The sequence below is a fragment of the Sphingomonas bacterium genome, assembly GCF_903644055.1.
Classification (GTDB): Bacteria; Pseudomonadota; Alphaproteobacteria; order Sphingomonadales; family Sphingomonadaceae; genus Sphingomonas_I.
In genome coordinates this window covers 1-21001 of sequence record NZ_CAHJXD010000022.1, presented here as the reverse complement: position 1 = coordinate 21001, position 21001 = coordinate 1, and the positions used below count along the sequence as shown (strand labels likewise).

Genomic DNA, 21001 nt, shown 5'->3' with positions numbered 1-21001 from the left:
GGCGCAGCACGGCGGTGCAGCTCGAGCTCGAGCGCGCGCGCGACGAGGTGCAGCAGCTCAAGGGCATCAGCACCGGCAGCGTTTCGATCGCCCTCTCGACCGCGCCGCACGTCTCGATGCTGCCGATGGTGCTCGAGCCCTTCCGCCGCCGCTATCCGGACGTTCTGCTGCGCATCACCGAGGGGCTGTTCCCCGCGATCGAGGCGGACATCCGCAGCGGGGCGGTCGATTTCTATGTCGGGCCGCTTTCCGAGGATCATCTGCCCGGCGAATATTCGAGCGAGAAATTGTTCGAGAACCGGCGCGTCGTGCTGGGTCGGCGCGGCCATCCGCTCGCCGGCGCGACATCGCTCGCCGAACTGGTCGACGCGCGCTGGGTCGCGACGTCGGTGACGATGGATAGCGGGGCGGAACTGTCCCCGCTGTTTCAGCGGCACGGCCTGCCCAGCCCGATCATCGCGATCCAGGCGCAGAGCGCGCTTTCGATGATCACGGTCGCGGCGTCTTCGGACGTTCTCGCCATGCTGCCGCAGCAATGGCTGTCCTTCGCGCGCACCAGCCGGCTGCTCGGGCATATCGCGGTGACCGAGGAGCTGGGCGCGCCGGCGATCTGCATCGTCAGCCGATCGCGCTTCCCGCTGACGCCGATCGCGCAGCACCTGACGGACCTGTTCCGCCGCGCCGGGCTCAACCGGCGCGATCCCGGCGGCTGATGCCGATCAAGTAACACCTCCGGCATTTTGCCATCGTTTCCTATCGCCACGCTTTCTCTATCCAGCACCCGTCAGGACGCTCGAGACGTCCGCAAAGGTCAGCGGCGCGCAGGTCGGCGGTCGCCTGCGCCGCGTGGGGAGGTGCTTCGATGGGCATGGCCAAAGCATATTCGGTTGTGATCGTCGGCGCGGGGCCGAGCGGCCTCGCACTGGCGATCGAGCTGGGCACGCGCGGCGTGGATTGCCTGCTGGTCGAGCGCAACGACCGGGTCGGCTATGCGCCGCGCGCCAAGACCACCAACGTCCGGACCCGCACGCATCTGCGGCGATGGGGGATCGCCGACAAGCTGGCGGCGGTCTCGCCGTTCGGGGTCGATTATCCCTCGACCGTGAATTTCGTCACCCGGCTCGGCGGCTTCGGCCTCGCGCGGATCGAGAATGCCTCGAACTGCCATCCGGCACGAAACGAGCTCTATCCCGAGCACGGCCAGTGGGTGCCGCAGTACAAGCTCGAGCAGGTGATGCGCGAGCATGCCGAGACGCTGCCGTCGGTCACGCTGCGCTTCAGCACCGAATTCGTCTCGGTCAACCAGGATGCCGACGGCGTCGATCTCATCCTGCGCGATCGCGGCACGGGAGCGGAACTGCCGATCCGCTGCGGCTATGTGGTCGGCGCGGATGGCGCCCGGAGCGCGTTGCGTGAGGTGGTCGGCGCGACGATGCACGGCACCTACGGCCTGTCGCGCAATTACAACATCGTGTTCCGCGCACCGGGGCTTGCCGAGGCGCATGCCCACGGCCCGGCGACGATGTATTGGCAGGTCAACCCGGCGGCGCCCAGCCTGATCGGACCGATGGACCGGGACGACGTGTGGTTCTTCATGCCAACGCGGCTGCCCGAAGGTTTCACGATCACGCCCGACAATGCGGCGGCGTTGATCCGCGAATCGACGGGGATCGACCTGCCCTACGAGATATTGAGCAGCGACGAATGGGTCGCGAGCAGCCTGATCGCCGATCGCTATCGCAAGGACCGCGTGTTCCTGATCGGCGATGCCTGCCATCTGCACCCTCCGTTCGGCGGCTACGGCATGAACATGGGAGTGGCGGACGGCGTCGATCTCGGCTGGAAGCTCGCGGCGACGCTCCAGGGGTGGGGCGGACCGGCGCTGCTCGACAGCTATGAGATCGAGCGTCGAGCGATCCATGAGGAAGTGATCGCCGAGGCCGCCACTAACCATGCCGTGCTGTCGAACGATTTCTGGGCCGAGGGGCTGGAAGAGCCGGGCGAGGCCGGCGACGCGATGCGCCGCGCGGTCGGCGAACGGATCGTGGCGGTCAAGCAGCGCGAGTTCCATACGCTCAAGACCGTGCTCGGCGGCTGCTACCGGCGATCTCCCGTACTCGCCCGCGAGGACGATGCCGAGGAGGACGCGCCCGACGCGCGCGAATATAAGCCGTCGAGCCGCCCCGGCTGCCTCGCGCCGCACGTCTGGCGCGCCGACGGGCGATCGCTGTACGACCTGTTCGGCCAGGGCTTCGCGCTGCTGGCGCGGTTCGACGCCAGCGGCGCCCAGGTTCGCGGCGCGATGGCCGCCGCCGCCGACCGGGGGATTCCGATGATCTGCCTCTATCTCACCGAGGCGGAGGCGAAGGGGCGCTACCCGAAACCGCTGACATTGGTGCGGCCCGACCAATATATCGCCTGGCGGGGCGATCGCTGGTCGGACGAGGTTTTCGATCTCGCCGCCGGTTGGCTGGCAGAGCGGACGGGCGTAGACGATCCTGCCCGTTCACCGCAGCGGGAGGGCGCGTGATGCCCGAGCTGGCCGCCGGAATTTTCGCCGAACGCGTGGGGGAATGGCAGGTGTCGGGCCGCCGTCGATCGCCCGATCGGCCCGCCGCGGGGGACGTGCCGCTGATCGTCGCGCTGCACGGCGGCAGCTACACGTCGGCTTATTTCGACCTGCCCGGATTTTCGCTGCTCGACCGCGCCGCCACGGCCGGCATTCCGATCCTCGCGCTCGACCGGCCCTGCTATGGGGCCACGACGCCGCTGCCGCCGGGCGCCGAGACGATCCTCGCCAGCGCCGAGCGGCTCGACGCGATGATCGGGATGCTGCTCGCGCAGTCGGCCGAACCGGCACGGCCGGTCGTGCTCGTCGGCCATTCGATCGGCGCTGCAATCACGCTCGCCATCGCAGCGCGGCAACCGTCATGGCCGCTGGCCGGCGTCGCGATTTCGGGGATGTGCCTGGCGAGCCCGCCCGAGGCGGGCGCGGCCTGGGCGGCGCTGCCCGCGACGGTGATGATCGAGCTGCCGCCCGATCTGAAGGATGCCGTGATGTTCGGCCCCGCGCATACGTTCGGCGCGCCGATGCCCGGCCTCAGCCATGCCGCCGACGCGCCGGTGCCTCGCGCCGAGCTCCTCGATATCGTCCTGGGCTGGCCCACCATCGCCGCCGACATATTGGGAAAGGTCCGCGTGCCCGTGCACTATCGCCTGGCCCAGCATGATCGGCTGTGGATCACCAACGAGGGCGAAGTCGCTCGGTTCGCCGTCATGCTCTCCGAAGCCCCCGCCGTCGACGCCGGCCTGCTGCGCGACACCGGCCATTGCACCGACTTTCATCACGCCGGCCCCGCGCTACAGACCGCACAGCTAGAATTCGCGCTGAGCTGCGCCGCGCCGGCCGATCGTTAGGACATGCGACGGCGCCGCGCCGGCTGCTATGACAGCTCGCCGCGGACGATGGCGGCGCCCGCGACCATCGCCGCCATCTTCCCATAAGCCACGTCGCGCGGCAGATATTTGAGGCCGCAATCGGGGGCGACGATGATGTTTTCGGGCGGCACCTGCGTCATCGCGCGGCGGATCCGATCGGCGACGGTTTCGGGGGTTTCCACCGACGGGTCATTGAGATCGAGCACGCCGACGAGGATCTGCTTGTCACGCAGCGGCGCGAGCTCGGCCGGATCGAGCCTGGGCTGCGCGGTCTCCACCGAAACCTGCCGCACCGAGGTCTCGGCGAGTTCGGCGAGGAAATCATAGCCCTTTGGCCGATCGCCATGAATGATCGCCGCATAGCCGAAGCAGATGTGCAGCGCGGTGACGCCATTCACGCCGTCCAGCGCCCGCGCGACCGCCGCCGCGCCGTAAGCGCGCGCTTTTTCCGGGCGCGCCTGCATATAGGGCTCGTCGATCTGGACGATGTCCGCGCCCGCCGCGAACAGGTCCTTGATCTCTTCGTTGACCGCCGCCGCATAGTCGAGCGCCATTTCCTCATCGGTGGCGTAGAAGTCGTTCTGCGCCTGCTGCGCCATGGTGAAGGCACCGGGAACGGTGATCTTGATGCGCTTGTCGGTGTGCCGCCGCAGGAATTCGATGTCGCGAACCTGGACGGGGTGCTTGCGCCGGATCTTGCCCGTGACGCGGGGAACGGGATTGGGATGGCCGCTGCGATCGAGCGCAGTGCCGTGATTCTCGAGATCGACCCCCTCCAGCGCGGTGGCGAAGCGATTCGAATAGCTCTCGCGCCGCATCTCCCCGTCGGTGATGATGTCGAGCCCCGCGCGCTCCTGTTCGAAGATCGCCATCAGCGTCGCGTCGTCCTGCGCCTCGTCGAGGAATTCCGGGGCGATGCGCCAGAGCTCCTTCGCCCGGACGCGCGGCGGAAAGCGGCCGGCCAACTTGGCGCGGTCGATCAGCCATTCGGGCATCGCATAGGAGCCGACCAGCGTTGTCGGCAGCATCACGTCATCATTCTTCATGGCTATCCTCGGCGCGCGTCGTCATTGTCGAGGATTCGACGCTAAAGTCGAAACCACAGCGGCACAAGCGGCGGCTTGACGCCTTCGACGATAACGTGGAAAAATGGACGAAAGCGTGGAGCGGGCCTGGATGCAGCAATTGGAAGAGGCCGTCGCGGCCGGATCGACGGGCCCGCGTTACCCGATCGAGGGGGTTACCTACCGAACCGCCGACGAAGCGCGCCGGGAGATCGGCCGGGGCAACTGGCTGGACCTGAACATCGGTGACACGTTGCGCGCGGCGGCGGCCGAGCGGCCGGAGGCGATCGCGGTGGTCGATCCGGACGGCGCCGTGACCTTCGCCGCGCTCGACCGCCGCACCGAATCGATGGCCGCCAGCCTGCTCCAGCTCGGGCTTCGGCCCGGTGACCGGGCACTGGTCCAGCTCGGCACGACCGCGGACTTCTTCACCGCTTTCTACGGCTGCATGAAGGCGGGTGTGGTGCCGGTCTGCACGCTGCCGCAATATCGCGAGGTGGAGATGGCCCATTTCGCGGAAAGAACCGGCGCGCGCGCGTTCCTCGTTCAGGCCGACGTCGATCCCCGCTTCGATCAGGTCGCCTTCGCGGAGCGGATCGCCGCCGGCGCGGACGCGCTGGAGCATGTCATCGTCGTTCGCGGCACGCGCGCCGGCCTGCCCGACCTGGAAGCGATGGCCACCGGCTTCGCGCCCGAAGAGGCGCACGCGCGGACGGCGGACGTGCGGCCGGACCCGCTCGACGTCGCGGTCTTCCAGCTCTCGGGCGGCTCGACCAGCCTGCCCAAGATCATCCCGCGCATGCACGGCGAATATCTCGGCGCCGTCCGCCATCTGTCGCAGCGCTACCACCTCGACGATCGCGACGTGACATTGTGGGCGCTGCCGCTCATCCACAATGCCGGCACGATGTTCGCGGTGCTGCCCGTCGCGCTCGACCGGCGAACGCTGGTGCTGCAAAACCGGCTCGACATTCCCGAGATGCTGGCGCTGATCGCCCGGCACCGAGTCACCTTCAGCGGCAGCATCGGTCCGGTCGCGGCGCGGCTGCTCGAGATCGACGATCTCCACCGCCACGATCTCAGCTCGCTGCGCCAGTTCTTCGCGCTGGCCCGCGCGGAGCCGGTCGAGGCGCATGTCGGCGTGCCCGTCGGGCAGATGTTCGGCATGACCGAGGGCATGGTGTTCGCCGCCGCGCCGACCGCCTGCGCCGCGATGCGCCACACCACGGTCGGCCACCCGATCTCACCCGGCGACGAGGTGCGGCTGCTCGTGCCCGGCAGCGAGGATGCGGTGCCGTTCGGCGAGATCGGCGAATTATGCTTTCGCGGGCCGAGCACGCTCACCGGCTATTTCGGCGATCCGGAGACGACGGCGGCGAGCTTCACCGGCGACGGCTTCTTCCGATCGGGCGATCTGATGCGCGCGCATCACCTCGATGGCGAGACCTGTTACTCGTTCGAGGGCCGCATCAAGGACAACATCAATCGCGGGGGCGAGAAGATCGGCGCGGAGGAAGTCGAAGACCTCGTCGTCCGCCATCCCGACGTTGCCGACGTGCGCGTCGTGGCGATGCCCGATCCGGTGTACGGCGAGAAGGCCTGCGCCTTCGTCATCCCGCATCCGGGGCAGCGGGCGCCGACCGTAGCCGAGCTGGGTTCGTTTCTGCTCGGGCTCGGCATCGCCAAATATAAGCTGCCCGAGCGGGTCGAGGAGATCCACGCCTTCCCCCTCACCCGCGTCGGCAAGGCCGACAAGGCGGAGTTGCGGCGGATCGTCGCGGAGGCGCTGGCCGGGCAGGTGCCGGCCGAGAAGGCGGAAAGCAAGTGAGCGAGCGAGAGGCGACGGCGGGATTCCGCAACGCCGGCTGGACGATGGACCGGCTGCCGGATGACGTGAAGCTCAGCGTCCACCCGTTGCGCACCGCCGACGGCGCCGCGGTCAATGGCTTCCTCTATACCGCCGGGCCGTCCGAGGTCGTCGCGTGCATCATGCATCCGCGCGAATTCCTCGCGACGCATTATCTCGTGCCCGAGCTGCTGGCGGCGGGATATGCGGTGTTCACGCAGACCTCGCGCGCGGTCGGCTCCGACCTGCGGCTCGAACATGAGATTACCTTGCTCGACGTCGCGGCGGGACTCGGCTTCCTGCGCGACAGCGGCTTCGGCAAGATCGTGCTGATCGGCAATTCGGGCGGCGCGAGCCTGTACGGCTTCTACAATGCACAATCGCTGTGCGCGCCGCGCGAGCGGCTGACGCATACGCCGGGCGGGCGCAAGACCGGGCTGGCCGATGTCGCGATGCCGCAGGCGGACGGCATCGTGCTGGTCTCGCCGCATCCGGGGCAAGGCGTCGTGCTGATGAACTGCATCGATCCATCGGTGGTGGACGAGAACGATCCGCTGGCGATCGACCCGAGCCTCGACTTCCTCGCGCCCGAAAACGGCTATGCGCCGGCACCCGGGGGCGCACGCTACGAGGCCGGCTTCGTCGCGCGATACCGGGCGGCGCAGCGCGCGCGCGTCGAACGGCTCGATGCGACCGCTCGGCAGGTGATCGATGATCGCCTAACCGCGCGCGGCCGCGCCAAGGCCGGGGGCAGCCGCGAGGATCGCATCCGCGGCGCGCACACCACGGCGATGACGATCTGGCGGACCGATGCCGACCTGCGCTGCTGGGATCTGTCGCTCGACCCGTCCGACCGCGCGGTCGGCTCGATCTGGAGCAGCGATCCCTACGCGACCAATTTCGGCGTGGTCGGCTTCGCGCGCTTCTGCACGCCCGAGGCGTGGCTCTCGACCTGGTCGGGGCTGACCTCGCGCGCCAATCTGTTCCATACGGCGGCGGCGATCGAGCAGCCGTTGCTGCTGATCGAATATAGCGGCGATCAGGTCGTCTTCCCCGCCGACGTCCAGCGCATCGCCGAGGCGATCCCATCGGCCGATGTGACGCGTCACGCCTTCCCCGGCGATCATCACGGCCAGCCGCTGGTCACAGGCGAGGTGCCGGGCCGCGTCTCCGCGGGGCAGGCGATCCGCGAATGGCTCGCCGATCGGTTTCCGACGCGCTAGAGCGGCGCGCATGGCGACAAGGAAGCAGGATGCGGGTGCCCCGGCGATGCGCCGGGAATTGCTGGCGGACGAGGTGCTCGACAAGGCGGCGGCGCTGTTCGCCGCCAAGGGCTTCGCCGCGACCAGCCTGAAGGATGTCGCCGATGCGGTCGGGCTCAGCCGCTCGTCGATCTATTATTACTACCCCAACAAGGACGCGCTGCTCGCCGCGCTGATTCGCGGGGTGACGCTCCCCGTCGCCAACATCTTCCGCGACGTCGATCAGGCGCTGTCGCCGCAAGGCCGCATCCGCGAGGTGGTTCGCCGCCTCGTGCTGTGGGCCGCCGATCCCAAGACCCATTTCAGGCTGATGGACCAGAGCGAAGCCGAACTGCCGCCGGCGATCGCCAAGGCTCATGTCGACGCAAAGCGCCGTATCCTGAGCGAGATGGTACGGCTGATCGACGCCGCGATCCTGGCCGGCGAGGCCCGGCCGGTGGACCCGCGCGTCGCCGCTTTCTCGATCATCGGCATGGCGATGTGGACCGCCTGGTGGTTCCAGCCCCGCCACGGACCGGGTATCGAGGAGGTCGCGACGGCGATCGCGGAAAATGCGGTCGCATCGCTGCATCGCGCGGACTCCCGGCCCGCCGCGACGGTGCCCGAGTTGATGCGCGAGATCCGCGACAACCTTTCCCTCGTCGAGACGATGGCGGGACGGGACCGCGCGGCCGCAGGGACGACCCCGGCCGCCCCGGTCGCGCATCCATGAGCGGGGAACGTCCGCGATTGGCAGAAAGCCATCGGGCGGCTTCGGTTGGAGTTCGGCCGAAGCTGTCGTAGGAACGCCCGACAATCGATCGACGGAGAAGCCGGATGAATGAGGCCAAGGTCGTCGCGATCACCGGAGCCAGCAGCGGTATCGGGCAGGCCGTCGCGCGGCTGCTTGCAAGGCACGGCCATGCCGTGGTGCTCGGGGCGCGGCGCGAGGACGCGCTTGCGACGCTGGTGGCGGAACTGAACCAGGCGGGCGGCCGGGCGGACTATCATGTCACCGACGTCACGCGGCGCGCCGATCTCGAAGCGCTGGTGGCGCACGCGCTCGAACGTTTCGGAAGACTCGATGTGATCGTCAACAACGCCGGCATCGGCCCGATCTCGCGCTTCGACGCGCTGCGCGTCGACGACTGGGACGCGATGATCGACGTCAATCTGCGCGGCACCCTGTATGGCATCGCCGCCGCCCTGCCGGTGTTCGCGCGACAGGGCGGCGGCCACGTGATCAACGTCGTTTCGACTGCGGGCCTCAAAATACTCCCGACGATGGGGGTCTACGCCGCCACCAAGAACGCGGTGCGTACGGTGACGGAGGCGCTGAGGCAGGAAGCGGGGCCGAATCTTCGCGTGACCGAGGTATCGCCGGGCATGGTCGCGACCAATTTCGGCGACTCGATCACCGATCAGGCGACAAAGGAGGCGATGGCGCAGCGTTCGGGAGATGTCGCGATCCCGCCCGACGCGATCGCGCGCGGCATCCTCTATGCGCTCGAGCAGCCGCCCGAAGTCGACGTTGGCAGCATCGTCATCCGACCAACCGCACAGGGCTGAAAAATTCGGAGCGTCCGGTCACCGCGCCGGAGATATCGCGGGACGCCGCCGCCCTTCCGTCCAGCACCGGATGCGCGGCCCGCGCACCCGGTGTAGACATGTTACCTTGGCGCCAGGCCGTGCTGTGCCAGCCAAGTGAAGGTCGTCTCGTAGAAGGTCGGCGCCGACAGGTTCGAATTGATCGAGTGGCCGGCGTCCGGGATGACGACGCGCGTGAAGACGCCGGGTTGCCAGTAGGTCGGCTCCTTGAGCGCCTGCGGATCCGTTTGGCAATCGAAGGTGCCCGTGCACCAGATCTTGTCGTATCGCCCCTGCGCGAACAGCACCGGAGCGGTGATCTTCTGCGTCAGTTGCACCTGGTCGTTCGTGTCGATCGGCAGCGCGGTGAACTCGGTCGGGGACAGGGTATCCTTCAGGATGCCCTCCTCGTACGGAGGGATGGCCGGATCATAGGTGCCCCCGGAAACGAAGACGCTGATCCTGACGTTCGGTCGCGAGGTCAGATAGGTGGCCAACGCCAGCTGGCCCACGAACTTCGGATCGGTCGCGGCGGGCGTGAAGGTGGTCAGCTGCTCCGGCGGCGGGTTGAGATTGTGGCCGATGCCGCTGACGATCAGGCCATCGACATCATGATAATTGGCAGCCTCGTTTTCCGCGGTGAGCGCGCCCATCGAATGTCCGTTGAGGATCACCCTGGTGAAGCGAACGCCCAAGGCACCGCCCCGAAGCGTCTGGACGAGCTGATGCGTGATGTAACCCGCGACGTCGAAGTTGAGCGTCGTCGCGACCGGATGGTCGCTCTGCCCGTAGCCCAGCCGATCGATGTTCAATGTCGCATAGCCACGCTTCGTCGCGGCCTGGACGTAGGAATAGACCTCGGGCTTGAAGGGCGAATCCCAATAAGTGTGATTGTAGGCGCCGCCGTGAATTAGAAGCTGCACCGGCGTATCGGAGGTGAGTTGCCCGCGAAAGCAGAGCTGGCCCCAGACCGACTGCCGGATGATATCGGTGGAGAATTGCTTCACCCCGAAATTATAGGTCCGGCATTGCAGCGGGGCCGACGCCGGGGGGGCCGCCTGGGCCTCGGTCGCGACCAGCGCGCCTGGCACTATCGCCAGAGCGATCGCCGTTGCTAGGCCCGCGTACGGGGCTCTGTAATGAAAGGAAGCTCTCTTCATTTGACCTCTCTCCTGTCCACACCGCTCATGCTGGTGATCTGATTGCTCGCTACCGGCCACGCGTCGAAATTAGCATACGAGCACCGGTTCGTTGGTCGGCGCGAGGCGGATGCTGGTCGCGTCGAACCGGACGATCCTGCCGTCGAGCCCGCCGGTGAGGCACCCGAACCAGACCGCCTCGGCAAGGCCCGTCGCCGCGCGGTCGATCTCGATCTCGCCGTCGAACTCCACGAACAGATAGCCGGCACGCGCCGCATGGACGCGGCAGCGTTCGAGCGAACGCGCGGCCGCCACGACGGGCGCGAATTCCGGCACGTCGAGGATATAGAAGCCGCTCACCCGGCGGGCGCCTCGCGGCGCTGGTGATCGGCGACACGATCGGCCTTGATCCGCCAGAGCTGCTCGATCGTCGTCCAGCCGCCGGCGTCGGCGAGCGCGAGCGCGGCATCGATCGTCAGTTCGGCATCGATGCCGTCGATCCGCTCCACCGCCCGCAAGGGCCGGGTGATCTCGAGCGGATAATGGTTGGGATCACGAAAATAGATCGATTCCAGGATCTCGTGCCTGACCGACTGGCTCACGCGGATGCCGGCATCCTCCAGTCGATTCTGCCAGGCGAGCAGCTCCGCCTCGGTCTCGACCCGCCAGGCGGTGTGGCTCGCCATCGCCATATAGCCGCGCGGCACCGCCATCTCCGGCGGCTGATCGGTGCCGATATAGTGGAAGAAGGCGATCGTGCTGCCGTTCCCTGCGTCGAAGAAGAAGTGGATGAAATCGGCATGCTCCTCCTTCTCGCGGCCCCAGCCCTTGGCGGTGATGGCGTGAACCAGCGGGAGGCCGAGCTTGTCGCGGTAGAATTCCACCGTCTCGCGCAGCTTCCAGGTGGGACGGGCGGTATGATCGACGCCACCTAGCACTAGACCCGGCGCGAGCTGCTCAGTGTCCAGGGTCGTCACGGCCGAGTCCTTCCTGCTGCGAATTTCTTCTTGCGCGGTTCGACGCCTATGTCAATATATCGACCAGTACGACGAAAACGGGACGGTGGACGATGGCGCGAATTGCAGTGGTCGGGGGAGGACCCGCGGGGCTGCTGTTCGCCAAGCTCGCGAAACAGGCCGACGCCGGGCACGAGATCGATGTTTTCGAACAGAACCCGAGTGGAGCGACCTATGGGTTCGGCGTGGTGCTCGCCGACGTCGCGCTCGATATTCTCGCGGGCGTCGATCCGGGGTTGCGCGAGGCGATCGCCGCGGTCGCCGAATTCCAGGACCGGATCACCATCGTCCACCAGGGCGTCGAGATTCCGCTCAGGGGCAACGGCTTCATGGGGATCAGCCGGGTCAAGCTGCTCGATGCGATGCAGCGCAACGCGGAGGCGGCGGGCGCCCGACTGCATTTCGAAACGCGGATAAGCGATCCGGCGGCGCTCGACGGCTATGACATGATCGTCGGCGCGGACGGGGTGAACAGCGCCGTGCGCGCGTGCCTCAACGATCATTTCCAGGCGACCAAGGAACCGCGCCGCAACAAATGGGTGTGGTACGCTACCCCCAAGCGCCTCGAATCGGTCGGGCTGATCTTCCAGGCGACCGATCACGGCATCTTCATCGCGCACAGCTATCGCTTCTCGCCCGAGCTCGGCACCTTCGTGATCGAATGCAGCCCGGAGACGTGGCACAGCGCCGGGCTCGACGCGATGAGCGACGAGGACAGCCGCGCCTTCTGCGCCGATGTTTTCCGCGACTATCTCGATGGCTACCCGCTGGTGTCGAACCGCTCCGGCTGGTTCAATCCGGAATTCGTGACCAGCCGGCACTGGCATCACGGCAATGTCGTGCTGATCGGCGACGCGCTGAAGACCGTCCATCCCTCGATCGGCTCGGGAACGCGCGTCGGCATGCAGGACGCGATCGCGCTCGCCCAGGCGCTCGACGCCTGCGCGGGCGATGTCGCGCGCACCTTCGAGACGTTCGAGCGCACCCGGCGTACCGGCGCGGGCGAGTTCCAGGACGCGGCGATGAAGAGCATCGTCTGGTACGAGACGGTGGACGAGCGGATCGGCCTCGATCCGGTGCCCTTCGCTTATGATTATATGATGCGCACCGGCCGCGTCAGCCACGAGCGGCTGCGGCGGATCGACCCGGCCTTTGCGGCTTTGGCGGAAGGACATCGCGTGCGGGGAGCCGCCTGAAACCAAACGACGACCATCACTTCAACGATAAAAAATCAACGGGAGAGTATAATGCAAGGAACCTCATCGCGAATCGCGATCGCCGCGACGCTTGTCGTCTTCGGGCTTCCGGCGGCCGCACACGCGCAGAGCACCGTACCCGCCGCCGGCCAGGCTTCGCCCTCCGAACCGCAGGCGGACAACGCGCTCGGCGATATCGTCGTCACCGCGCAGCGCCGGTCGGAAAATCTTCAGAAGGTGCCGATCGTCATCACCGCCGTCAGCGGCGATCAGCTCGCCAAATCGGGCGTGACGAGCCTCGCGACGCTCAACACCCTCGCGCCGGGTTTCAATTCGCGCAACGTGTCGGGTGCGTTCCAGCCGTCGATCCGCGGCGTCGGCACCTCGAGCAACGTCGTGGAAAACCCGGTCGCGCTGTATATCGACGGCGTCTATCTTCCCCAGCAGCGCGAGGGTATCCGCGAACTGCCCGATGTCGAGCAGATCGCCGTCCTCAAGGGCCCGCAGGGCACATTGTTCGGGCGCAACGCGACCGGCGGCGTCATCCAGATCACGACGCGCACCCCGACGCAGAAGTTCGAGTTCGACGGTCAGCTCGGCATCGACAATTATGCGACCTTCCGCGCCGGTGCCTTCGTGTCGGGCGGCCTGGCCGAGGGTCTGGCGGGCAGCCTGTCGGTCGATTATGCCAAACAGGGCGACGGCTACGGCACCAACCGCACCACCGGCAACGACACCTTCAAGCTCCGCCATTCGCTCGGCCTGCGCGGCAAGCTCGTCTGGACCCTCGACGACCGCACCGACGTGACGGTGATCGGCGACTATATGAGCCGGCGCGAGAACGCCTTCTCCTTCGTGCCCTATCCGGGAACGTCGTTCCTGCTTCCGACCGGGCCGCTCTCCAGCAAGTTCGACACCTATTCGCCGATCGATCCCTTCACCGCCTTCAAGGGCGGCGGCGCCAGCCTGACCATCGCGCACAGCTTCGACTTCGCCAAGCTCGTGTCGATCACCTCCTACCGCCGCGGATCGAGCAGCTACAGCTTCGACGACGTTCCGGTCGGCGTGCCGATCTTCTATGTCCAGGTCGATCCGGGCAGCCAGATCAACAAGGATTTCACGCAGGAGTTGCAGCTCGTCTCCACCGGCACCAGCCGGTTCACCTGGACCGTAGGGGCCTTCTATTACTTCAACCGGCTCGGCAACTTGCCGATCACGCGGACGTTTTCCCCTGTCTTCTACGGAGCGATCGTCGGGCCGCCCACCGCCAACCGCGTGTCGCAGGTCTATGGCAGCGAGCGGACCGAATCCTTCGCGCCCTTCGCGCAGGTCGGCCTCGAACTGTTCGAGGATACCAAGCTGACGCTGGGCGGCCGCTATACCTATGAAAAGCGCGACCTCACGACCGGGCTGGTCGTCAACACGCGCTTCAACGGCACCGTGGTCAACCTGCCCTTCACCCCCGCCCCGCTGACGATCAAGCGGCCGACCTGGCGGATCGCGCTCGATCACCAGTTCGGACCCGACGTGCTCGGCTACGTCTCCTACAATCGCGGCATCAAGAGCGGCGGGTTCAACATCCTCAATCCCGCCAATCCCTCCTACCTGCCCGAGCGGCTCGATGCCTATGAAGCGGGGTTCAAGACCGAATTGTTCGGCCGGCGCCTGCGCTTCAACCTCGGCGGCTTCTATTATGACTACAACAATCTGCAGGTGACGCAGTTCGTCAACGTCGCGCAGAGCATCGTCAACGGCGCCAAGGGCGAGCTTTACGGGCTCGACGTCGACTTCAACGCCCGGATCACGCCCGAATTCAGCCTGTCCGGCGGACTCGAACTGCTCCACGCCGAATTCACCCAATATCCCAACGCGGTCGGCAGCATTCCCAAGGCGACCGGCGGCGCGACGCTGACGGCGATCGACGCGAGCGGCAAGCGCATCCCGCAGGCGCAGAACTTTGTCGGCTCGCTCGCCGCGGACTATGAAAAGGAAGTCTCGTTCGGGACGCTGCACTTCAACGCCACCGGCTCCTACAACGGCGATTATTATATCGAGCCCGACAATTTCCTCCGCCAGCCGGCCTATGTCATGCTCAACAGCTCGCTCGCCTGGACGACGCGCGACCGGCGGCTGACGTTGACGGTGTGGGGACGCAACCTGTTCGACAAGCGCATCATCTTCAACGCGAGCAGCCAGGCGGTCGGCTATCCCATCTCCTACGGCCAGCCGCCGCGCACCTACGGCCTGACCGCGAAGGTCAGCATCCGCTAGCGCCGGATCGACTCGCCCCGGGACGCCGGATTTAGGACGGCTTTCCTTCGGGAGGAGAAGCGAACATCGATCCGCCGGGCGGTTCGCGATGCCGCACCGCCAGCAGCGCCACGCCCGCGCACAGCGCCGCGGCGACGCCGGCGGTCAGCGGCCACCCGCCAGCGCTGTAGGTGACGCTGCCCAGCGTCGAGCCGATCGCGCCGCCGGCGAACAGCGTCGTCATGTAGAGGCTGTTGACCCGCCCGCGGATATCGGCGGCGGCGCCGAACACCACCATCCGTCCAAGCGTCTGGTTGATCTGCACGCCGGCGTCGATCGCGATCGTCAGCATCAGGAACGCCGCGAACGACAGCGCCGCGACCGCTCCGATCGTCCCCAGGAAGGCGAGCGAAACCACGACCGCCGCACCGACGGTGCCGGCGTGGGACAGTCCGCGGTCCACCAGCCGCGCGCCTACCGGCGCGGCCAGCGCCCCGCCCGCGCCGGCCAGCGCGAACAGCGCGACATGATAGGGATCGAGCCCGAAGCGCCCGGCGAGGACGAGCGGCGCGATCGCCCACAGCATGTTGAACGCCGCGAACATCATCGCCTGATAGAGCGCGCGCCGCCGCACCTCGTGCTGGGTGCGCAACAATTGCGCCATCGAGGCGAGGATCGCGCCATACCGCAGCGTGCTCGCGGGCCGATGGCGCGGCATCAGCCACGCCAGCAGCGTGCCCGTGACCATCAGCAGCGCGCCCGATCCCCAGAAGATCGCGCGCCACCCGAACGTCGCCGACACCGCGAGCGACAGCGGCCTCGCGAGCATCACCCCGGTCAGCACGCCGGCCATCACGTTGCCGACCACGACCGCGCGCCGTTCCTCGGGCACGATATGCGCCAGGAACGGCAGCAGCACCTGCGCGACGCTGCAACATAATCCGAGCGCGAGGGCGGCGGCAAGAAACATGGCCGGCGAGCGCGACGCAGTGATCGCGATCAAAGCGGCCAGCACCAGCGCGACCATCGTCAGCACGAGCCGGCGCGTCTCGATCCTATCGCTGAGCGGGACGATCAGAAACAGCCCGGCACCATAGCCGACCTGCGTCGCGCTGACGAGCGTGCCAGCCAGCGCGGTGCCGAGCCCCAAGTCGCGCGCGATCGTCGCGATCAGCGGCTGCGCGTAATAGAGGTTGGCGATCAGCGACCCCGCCGCGACCGCGATCACCACGACCAGGATGCGGCCTGCCCGCTCGCTCGCCGCCTTCTCGCTCGTCGGTGCGATCACCGCCGCGCGATACGGTGGTCGAGCAGGCCGAATACGGACTTTCCGGCGGCGTCGAACGCCTCGATCCGCACCCGCTCGCCGAAGCCGAGGAACGGCACGGGCTCGACCCCGGCGATCGTATCGAGCCCGCGGCGCTCGGCGATGCAGGCCGATCCGACCGCGGCGGCATCGGCGTTCGAGACCGTGCCCGATCCGATCACGGTGCCCGCGCACAGGTCGCGCGTCGCCGCCGCATGCGCGATCAGCCGATCGAAGCCGTAGGTCATCTCGCGACCGTGGGGCATGCCGAAGCGCGTGTCGCCGCGCGTGACCGTCACCGGCAGGTGGACGCGCCCGTCCGCCCAGGCGGCGCCGAGTTCGTCGGGCGTGACCGCGATCCCCGACAATGCCGAGGGCGGCTTGGCCTGGAGGAAACCGAACCCACCCTTCATCTCCTCCGGCCCGAACGCGCGCAGGCTCCAGTCGTTGAGCAGCAGCACGAGGCGGACGTGACCGAGCGCTTCGGCCGGCGCGGTGCCGAGCGGCACGCGATCGACGATCACCCCGAATTCCGCCTCGAAGTCGATTCCGTCGTCGGTCGAGCGGAACGGCACGTCGCCGTGCGGCGGGTAAAAGCGGTCGGACAGGCCCTGGTAGATCAGCGGCGGGTCGGCGGGGGTGCGCCGGTCGATCCCCCAGGCATGCGCGAGAATGAAATTATGCTCCAGGAACGCCGAGGCGTCGAGGAACTGGTACGCGCGCGGCAACACCGCGGCGAGGCTCGCCGGATCGAGCGGTGCGGCGCCGGCGGCAGTCCCGTTGTTGAGCGCGCGATACTGCGCGTCCAGCGCCGGCGCGACCGCTTCCCAATCGTCGAGCGCCGCCTGTAGCGTGGTGGCGGCCTCGGCGGGCACGGCCTGCGTCAGGTCGCGGGAGACGACGAGCAGGCGGCCGTCGGCGCCCTCGTTGTGGCTGGCGAGCTTCATCGCGCGGTGACCCGCCGAAGCGCCGCGATCGCCGCTTCGGGATCGGCACCATCACCGGTCCACGCTACATGCTCATCGGGGCGCACCAGCGTGAGCGCGTCCGGATAGAGCGTGGCGACATGCTCGCCATCCAGTGCCAGGACCGTAAGCGGCACGCCCAGCCGATCGGCCGCATCGCGGAATGCGGCGACGCCGGCGCCCCCGCCCGAGCGGTCGAGCAAGGTGAAGCCCGTGCCGAAGCGGTCGTAGAGCGACACGCCGGGCGCCAGCCACAGATGCGGCGCCAGCGCGCCCGGCACCGCCAGAGGCTCATACTCCTCGGCCGAGGGCGGCGGCAGCGCGCCATCGCCGGCGATCACCGGCGAGCCGCTGTAGTGATAGCCGAGCACCATGCCGATGGTGTGGAATTCGCGCCGCTTCTGCTCGACGACGTGCGGGGCGAGCGCGGCGCGTGCGGCCTCGCCCGCCGAGGTGTCGGCCTCCATGTCGGGGCGCACCATGTTGGCGCTCAGCACGGCATAGTTGGCGACCGATTCGTCGATCGTCCACTGGTGCACGCGCCGCCGCTCCCATTCATAACTATTGAGCAATGCGTCGCCCGCCCAGCCGTGCAGCACCGCGTCGAGCTTCCAGCCGAGGTCGACCGCGTCGGCGATTCCCATGTTCATGCCATACCCCCCGAACGGCGGATGGAGATGACAGGCGTCGCCCGCCAGGAACACCCGGTCCCGGCGGTAACGGTCGGCGATCAGTTCGTGCGCGTACCACGGGTCGACCGCCACCAGCCGGAAGGCGACGTCGCGCCCGATCGTGCCGGTGATGAAACTGTGGATCTCGTCGTCGCCCATGCCGCTCACGCCCTCGGGCAGCTTCTTGGCGGCGTACCACAAGTCCCCGATCGGGCCGAGGATGCCCGGGCTGTCGGCGTTGAGCGTCCAGTGCATGATCCCGCGCGGGCTCGGCGGATCGGCATTCAGCTCGGGGATGTCGAGCACCATGTTGTAATTGGCGCCATAAGCGTGGCGTCCGGTCATCGTCGCCCCGATCGCCTCGCGCACCCGGCTGCGCGCGCCGTCGGCGCCGACGAGATAGCGCGCGCGCACGGTCAGGCTTTCCCCGGCGGTGGTACGCAGCTCGGCGGTGACACTGCCCCCGTCCTGCGTGAACCCGACCAGTTCCGTACCGTAGCGGAGCGTGACCGAGGGGATCGCTTCCACGCGCGCCTTCATCACCCGTTCGACCAGATATTGCGGGATCCACTCGCTCGGCTCGGAGAAGCGGGAGTCGTCGGCGCGTTCGTTGCCTCTAAAATAGATGTTGGGCAAAGTCGCGATGTGGTGGCCGTAGAGCCGGGTCTGGAAGACGATGTCGGTCGGCAGGTCGGGGGTGATCGGCGAGGCGGCGCGGATAGCGTCGGCGATGCCCCAGCGGCGCAGATGTTCCAGCGAGCGCATGTTGAGCGTCTTGGCGCGCGGCTGCGGCCCGCGCGTATCGTCGCGCTCGATCAGCGTGACCGCATCGCCGCGCAAGCCAAGTTCGAGCGCGAGCGACAGGCCGACCGGCCCCGCGCCGACGACGAGCACGTCGGTGTCAAAATTCTGGTCCATGTCGGTTCTCGTCTTTTGCAGGTGCGCCGTGCGCACGGGATCACGCGGTCGCGATCTCGTAGTTGCGCACAAAATCTTCGGGTGGGGGCGGACCCCATTGATAGAAGGAATCCTCGCCGGGATGATCGGCCCCGGGCCAATCCATCGTCGCCGGGATGAAATCCATGTCCGCCGAATATTCGGAATAGCTGCCCCACGGATCGCGGACATAGTGGAAATAGTTCGATCCGAGCACATGCCGGCCGAGCCCCCAGCCGCGGGTATAGCCCACCGCTTCCATCTGCATCGCGCCCTGGCCGACTTCGGCGACCGTCGCGACGTCCCAGCTACAATGGTGCATTCCCGGGCCATCCGAGCGGGCGAGCGCAATGAGGTGATGGTCGCTGCCATGCGCGCCGTGCAGGAACGCCACGTCGTCGCCCGAGCGGTCGGACAATCGCAACCCCAGCCGGTCGCCGTAGAAGCCGAGTGCCTCGGGCACCCCGCCGGTAAACAGCGCGATGTGCGCCAGGCGCCGCGGCCGGACTATGGCATTGCGGCTGCGTGGACCGGCGCCGCGATGCTCGTGGAAGCGCGCGGGCAGGTCGAAGCTCCCCTTCGTATCGGGTGAGGATTTGGGCGCAACCGCGATCTCGACCGGCAGGCCGTCGGGCGCGCGGCACCAGATCGCGTTGGACGCGGCATCGGGGTTCTCAATGCGAACGTCCGCCACCCGCGCGGCGATTACAGCCAAATCCCGCTCGTAGATCCCGAAGCGGATCGACAGCAGCTTCTTGGACGTTCCGTCGAGCACGTCGGCCCAGACTTGGTCGCGGCCGGCGGTGCGCAACAGCAGCCGGTCCTCGCGCCGTTCGACGTCGAGCCCGAACGCGGCGTAAAACCGCTCCGCCTCGGCCAGGTCGGGCACCGCCAGCGTGAAATGGTCGAGCGAATGGACGCCGACGCGGGTGGGGGTGGGCTCAGGCATCGGCCACGATCGCATTGGAGAGGATGCCGATGCCCTCGATCTCGACCTCGCAGACCTCCCCCGGCTGCATGAATCGCTGGGGCTTGCGCGCGCCGCCGACGCCGGCGGGGGTGCCGGTGATGATGACGTCTCCGGGCTCCAGCGCCATCGCCTCGCTGATGACGGCGATCAGCGTCGCCACGTCGAAGATCAAACGGTCGGTCGAGGATCTCTGCATCACCTCGCCATCGAGCCGGGTCTCGATTTTCAGGCCAGATGCGCCCGGCGGCAGCGCGTCGGCAGTAACCATCACCGGTCCGAACGGGCCGGTGCCGTCGAAATTCTTGCCGATCGTCCATTGCGATGTTCGTAGTTGATAGTCGCGAATGGTGGCGTCGTTGAATACCGAATAGCCCGCGACATGGTCGAGCGCAGCCTCCTTGGCGATATAACGCCCGGGCGTGCCGATGATCACCGCCAGCTCGCCCTCATAATCCAGCGCGGCCGATACACGCGGCAGGCGGATCGGTGCGCCCGGCGCCACCACCGAAGCGGCGAAGCGCGAGAACAGGGTCGGGAACTCGGGCAACGCCATGTTCGATTCTGCGGCGTGGTCGGCATAGTTGAGCCCGACGCACAGGATCTTGCCCGGCATCAGCGGCGGCAGCAGGGTCACCGCGTTGGGATCGACGGGCCAGCCCTGCTCGCGCAGCGCCACGCCGGCACCCGCCAATGCGTCGCCTCCCGCCTCGATCAGCGCCAGAAGACTGCCCGGATAGCCGGGCTCCCCCTCGACCATCCCGAGATATCGGTCGCCCGCATCGACCGCGAGGCCGGCGCCGGCGTCGGTCAGATAGCTCATGAACTTCACGTTGGTTCTCCGGGTCTGGGACGGTGGATCAGCGGCTGAACTTGAGCTGGAGCATGACGGTCCGGCTCTCTTCCGCCACGCCGATCGCGGCGCCCGGAATGTTGGGCGCGGCGAAGGCGAAGGAGGTCGATATGGCGTTGTTGAGGTTGCGCCCGATCAATGACAGCTCGACGCCCCGATCGCGGTCCTTGATGCCGATGCTGCCGTTGAGCGTGGTGAAGGCCACTCCGAACGGCACCGCGGCGGGGTTCAACTGGTGCGAGATGCGCGCGCGGTGGGTGACGTCGCCGCCGATCGTCAGCCCGTACCGGTCGGAGAGCGTGCCCTCGTAAAGGAACGCCGCCTTGCCCGCGATCCGCGGCGAGCGCGGCATGCGGCTGTCGAGCCCCGGCGTCTGATCGAGGTTGCGCGTCCGCGCATAGGTGCCGTCGAGCGTGAAGCGCAGCGACCGCGTCGCCTGCCACAGCGCATCGAGCTCGGCGCCGTCCGAGGCGACGTGCAGGTTCTGCACCACGAACACCGAGCCGTTGAACAGGTTGTTCTGGAA

18 protein-coding genes and 1 pseudogene are annotated in these 21001 nt (G+C 67.7%); 9 read left to right on the top strand and 10 right to left on the bottom strand.

Annotated elements, in window-relative coordinates:
• The 3 genes from HUU94_RS00890 to HUU94_RS00880 all read left to right on the top strand — a co-directional run.
• Positions 1-713: LysR substrate-binding domain-containing protein (locus tag HUU94_RS00890; protein WP_174273247.1), on the top strand; the 713-nt coding region annotated here is incomplete at its 5' end.
• A gap of 155 nt (positions 714-868) precedes the next feature.
• The gene (locus HUU94_RS00885) at positions 869-2530 is read left to right on the top strand and encodes an FAD-dependent monooxygenase (protein ID WP_174273246.1); all 1662 of its coding nucleotides are present in this window, start codon (positions 869-871) and stop codon (positions 2528-2530) included.
• Entirely contained in the window at positions 2530-3417 is an 888-nt protein-coding gene (locus HUU94_RS00880) for an alpha/beta hydrolase (protein ID WP_174273245.1), read from the top strand. The genes HUU94_RS00885 and HUU94_RS00880 overlap by 1 nt, the downstream gene beginning before the upstream one ends.
• Positions 3418-3443: 26 nt before the next feature.
• On the opposite strand, the gene HUU94_RS00875 is transcribed toward HUU94_RS00880, so the two are convergent.
• Positions 3444-4484, bottom strand: a complete 1041-nt coding sequence (locus tag HUU94_RS00875; protein WP_174273244.1) for a uroporphyrinogen decarboxylase family protein — start codon at positions 4482-4484, stop codon at positions 3444-3446.
• Between the two features lie 115 nt (positions 4485-4599).
• Between HUU94_RS00875 and HUU94_RS00870 the strand changes: the two genes are divergently transcribed.
• The 4 genes from HUU94_RS00870 (at position 4600) to HUU94_RS00855 (ending at position 9158) form a co-directional block, all read left to right on the top strand.
• On the top strand, positions 4600-6330 hold the full coding sequence (locus tag HUU94_RS00870) for an AMP-binding protein (RefSeq protein WP_217429534.1): 1731 nt from the start codon (positions 4600-4602) through the stop codon (positions 6328-6330).
• Positions 6327-7571, top strand: a complete 1245-nt coding sequence (locus HUU94_RS00865; protein WP_217429533.1) for an alpha/beta hydrolase — start codon at positions 6327-6329, stop codon at positions 7569-7571. The genes HUU94_RS00870 and HUU94_RS00865 overlap by 4 nt, the downstream gene beginning before the upstream one ends.
• Positions 7572-7581: 10 nt before the next feature.
• Positions 7582-8322: a TetR/AcrR family transcriptional regulator gene (locus tag HUU94_RS00860; RefSeq protein ID WP_174273243.1), complete on the top strand. Its 741-nt coding sequence runs from the start codon at positions 7582-7584 to the stop codon at positions 8320-8322.
• Positions 8323-8426: 104 nt separating this feature from the next.
• Positions 8427-9158: an SDR family oxidoreductase gene (locus tag HUU94_RS00855; RefSeq protein ID WP_174273242.1), complete on the top strand. Its 732-nt coding sequence runs from the start codon at positions 8427-8429 to the stop codon at positions 9156-9158.
• Between the two features lie 101 nt (positions 9159-9259).
• On the opposite strand, the gene HUU94_RS00850 is transcribed toward HUU94_RS00855, so the two are convergent.
• The 3 genes from HUU94_RS00850 to HUU94_RS00845 all read right to left on the bottom strand — a co-directional run bounded on the left by HUU94_RS00850 (position 9260) and on the right by HUU94_RS00845 (position 11292).
• A complete protein-coding gene (locus HUU94_RS00850; RefSeq protein WP_174273241.1) occupies positions 9260-10267 on the bottom strand; it encodes an alpha/beta hydrolase in 1008 nt (335 codons plus the stop codon).
• A 138-nt stretch (positions 10268-10405) separates the two neighbouring features.
• On the bottom strand, positions 10406-10675 hold the full coding sequence (locus HUU94_RS12635) for a hypothetical protein (RefSeq protein ID WP_217429532.1): 270 nt from the start codon (positions 10673-10675) through the stop codon (positions 10406-10408).
• Positions 10672-11292 (bottom strand): VOC family protein, encoded by a 621-nt coding sequence (locus HUU94_RS00845; RefSeq protein WP_217429531.1) that lies wholly within the window; start codon positions 11290-11292, stop codon positions 10672-10674. Before HUU94_RS00845 ends, HUU94_RS12635 begins: the two co-directional genes overlap by 4 nt.
• Positions 11293-11384: 92 nt before the next feature.
• Between HUU94_RS00845 and HUU94_RS00840 the strand changes: the two genes are divergently transcribed.
• Positions 11385-12527: an FAD-dependent monooxygenase gene (locus HUU94_RS00840; RefSeq protein WP_174273240.1), complete on the top strand. Its 1143-nt coding sequence runs from the start codon at positions 11385-11387 to the stop codon at positions 12525-12527.
• A 51-nt stretch (positions 12528-12578) separates the two neighbouring features.
• On the top strand, positions 12579-14798 hold the full coding sequence (locus HUU94_RS00835) for a TonB-dependent receptor (RefSeq protein WP_174273239.1): 2220 nt from the start codon (positions 12579-12581) through the stop codon (positions 14796-14798).
• Between the two features lie 31 nt (positions 14799-14829).
• Here HUU94_RS00835 and HUU94_RS00830 read toward each other — a convergent pair whose 3' ends face one another.
• From HUU94_RS00830 to HUU94_RS00805, 6 genes and pseudogenes are all read right to left on the bottom strand, one after another.
• Complete coding sequence (locus HUU94_RS00830) at positions 14830-16065, bottom strand: MFS transporter (RefSeq protein WP_174273238.1); 1236 nt, start codon at positions 16063-16065, stop codon at positions 14830-14832.
• Positions 16062-17030: a fumarylacetoacetate hydrolase family protein gene (locus tag HUU94_RS00825; RefSeq protein WP_174273237.1), complete on the bottom strand. Its 969-nt coding sequence runs from the start codon at positions 17028-17030 to the stop codon at positions 16062-16064. The genes HUU94_RS00830 and HUU94_RS00825 overlap by 4 nt, the downstream gene beginning before the upstream one ends.
• Positions 17027-18637: an FAD-dependent oxidoreductase gene (locus HUU94_RS00820; protein ID WP_174273236.1), complete on the bottom strand. Its 1611-nt coding sequence runs from the start codon at positions 18635-18637 to the stop codon at positions 17027-17029. The genes HUU94_RS00825 and HUU94_RS00820 overlap by 4 nt, the downstream gene beginning before the upstream one ends.
• A 40-nt stretch (positions 18638-18677) precedes the next feature.
• Positions 18678-19604, bottom strand: a complete 927-nt coding sequence (locus HUU94_RS00815) for a VOC family protein (protein WP_174273235.1) — start codon at positions 19602-19604, stop codon at positions 18678-18680.
• Positions 19597-20445: a fumarylacetoacetate hydrolase family protein gene (locus HUU94_RS00810; protein ID WP_217429535.1), complete on the bottom strand. Its 849-nt coding sequence runs from the start codon at positions 20443-20445 to the stop codon at positions 19597-19599. The genes HUU94_RS00815 and HUU94_RS00810 overlap by 8 nt, the downstream gene beginning before the upstream one ends.
• Positions 20446-20482: 37 nt before the next feature.
• Positions 20483-21001: pseudogene (locus HUU94_RS00805) on the bottom strand (TonB-dependent receptor); the annotation flags it as partial.

Excerpts from the sequence above, each read along its gene's own strand:
- HUU94_RS00885 (WP_174273246.1), top strand. The coding sequence starts at position 869 with ATGGCCAAAGCATATTCGGTTGTGATCGTCGGCGCGGGGCCGAGCGGC.
- HUU94_RS00880 (WP_174273245.1), top strand. The coding sequence starts at position 2,530 with ATGCCCGAGCTGGCCGCCGGAATTTTCGCCGAACGCGTGGGGGAATGG.
- HUU94_RS00875 (WP_174273244.1), bottom strand. The coding sequence starts at position 4,484 with ATGAAGAATGATGACGTGATGCTGCCGACAACGCTGGTCGGCTCCTAT.
- HUU94_RS00860 (WP_174273243.1), top strand. The coding sequence starts at position 7,582 with ATGGCGACAAGGAAGCAGGATGCGGGTGCCCCGGCGATGCGCCGGGAA.
- HUU94_RS00855 (WP_174273242.1), top strand. The coding sequence starts at position 8,427 with ATGAATGAGGCCAAGGTCGTCGCGATCACCGGAGCCAGCAGCGGTATC.
- HUU94_RS00840 (WP_174273240.1), top strand. The coding sequence starts at position 11,385 with ATGGCGCGAATTGCAGTGGTCGGGGGAGGACCCGCGGGGCTGCTGTTC.
- HUU94_RS00835 (WP_174273239.1), top strand. The coding sequence starts at position 12,579 with ATGCAAGGAACCTCATCGCGAATCGCGATCGCCGCGACGCTTGTCGTC.
- HUU94_RS00825 (WP_174273237.1), bottom strand. The coding sequence starts at position 17,030 with ATGAAGCTCGCCAGCCACAACGAGGGCGCCGACGGCCGCCTGCTCGTC.
- HUU94_RS00820 (WP_174273236.1), bottom strand. The coding sequence starts at position 18,637 with ATGGACCAGAATTTTGACACCGACGTGCTCGTCGTCGGCGCGGGGCCG.
- HUU94_RS00815 (WP_174273235.1), bottom strand. The coding sequence starts at position 19,604 with ATGCCTGAGCCCACCCCCACCCGCGTCGGCGTCCATTCGCTCGACCAT.
- HUU94_RS00810 (WP_217429535.1), bottom strand. The coding sequence starts at position 20,445 with ATGAGCTATCTGACCGACGCCGGCGCCGGCCTCGCGGTCGATGCGGGC.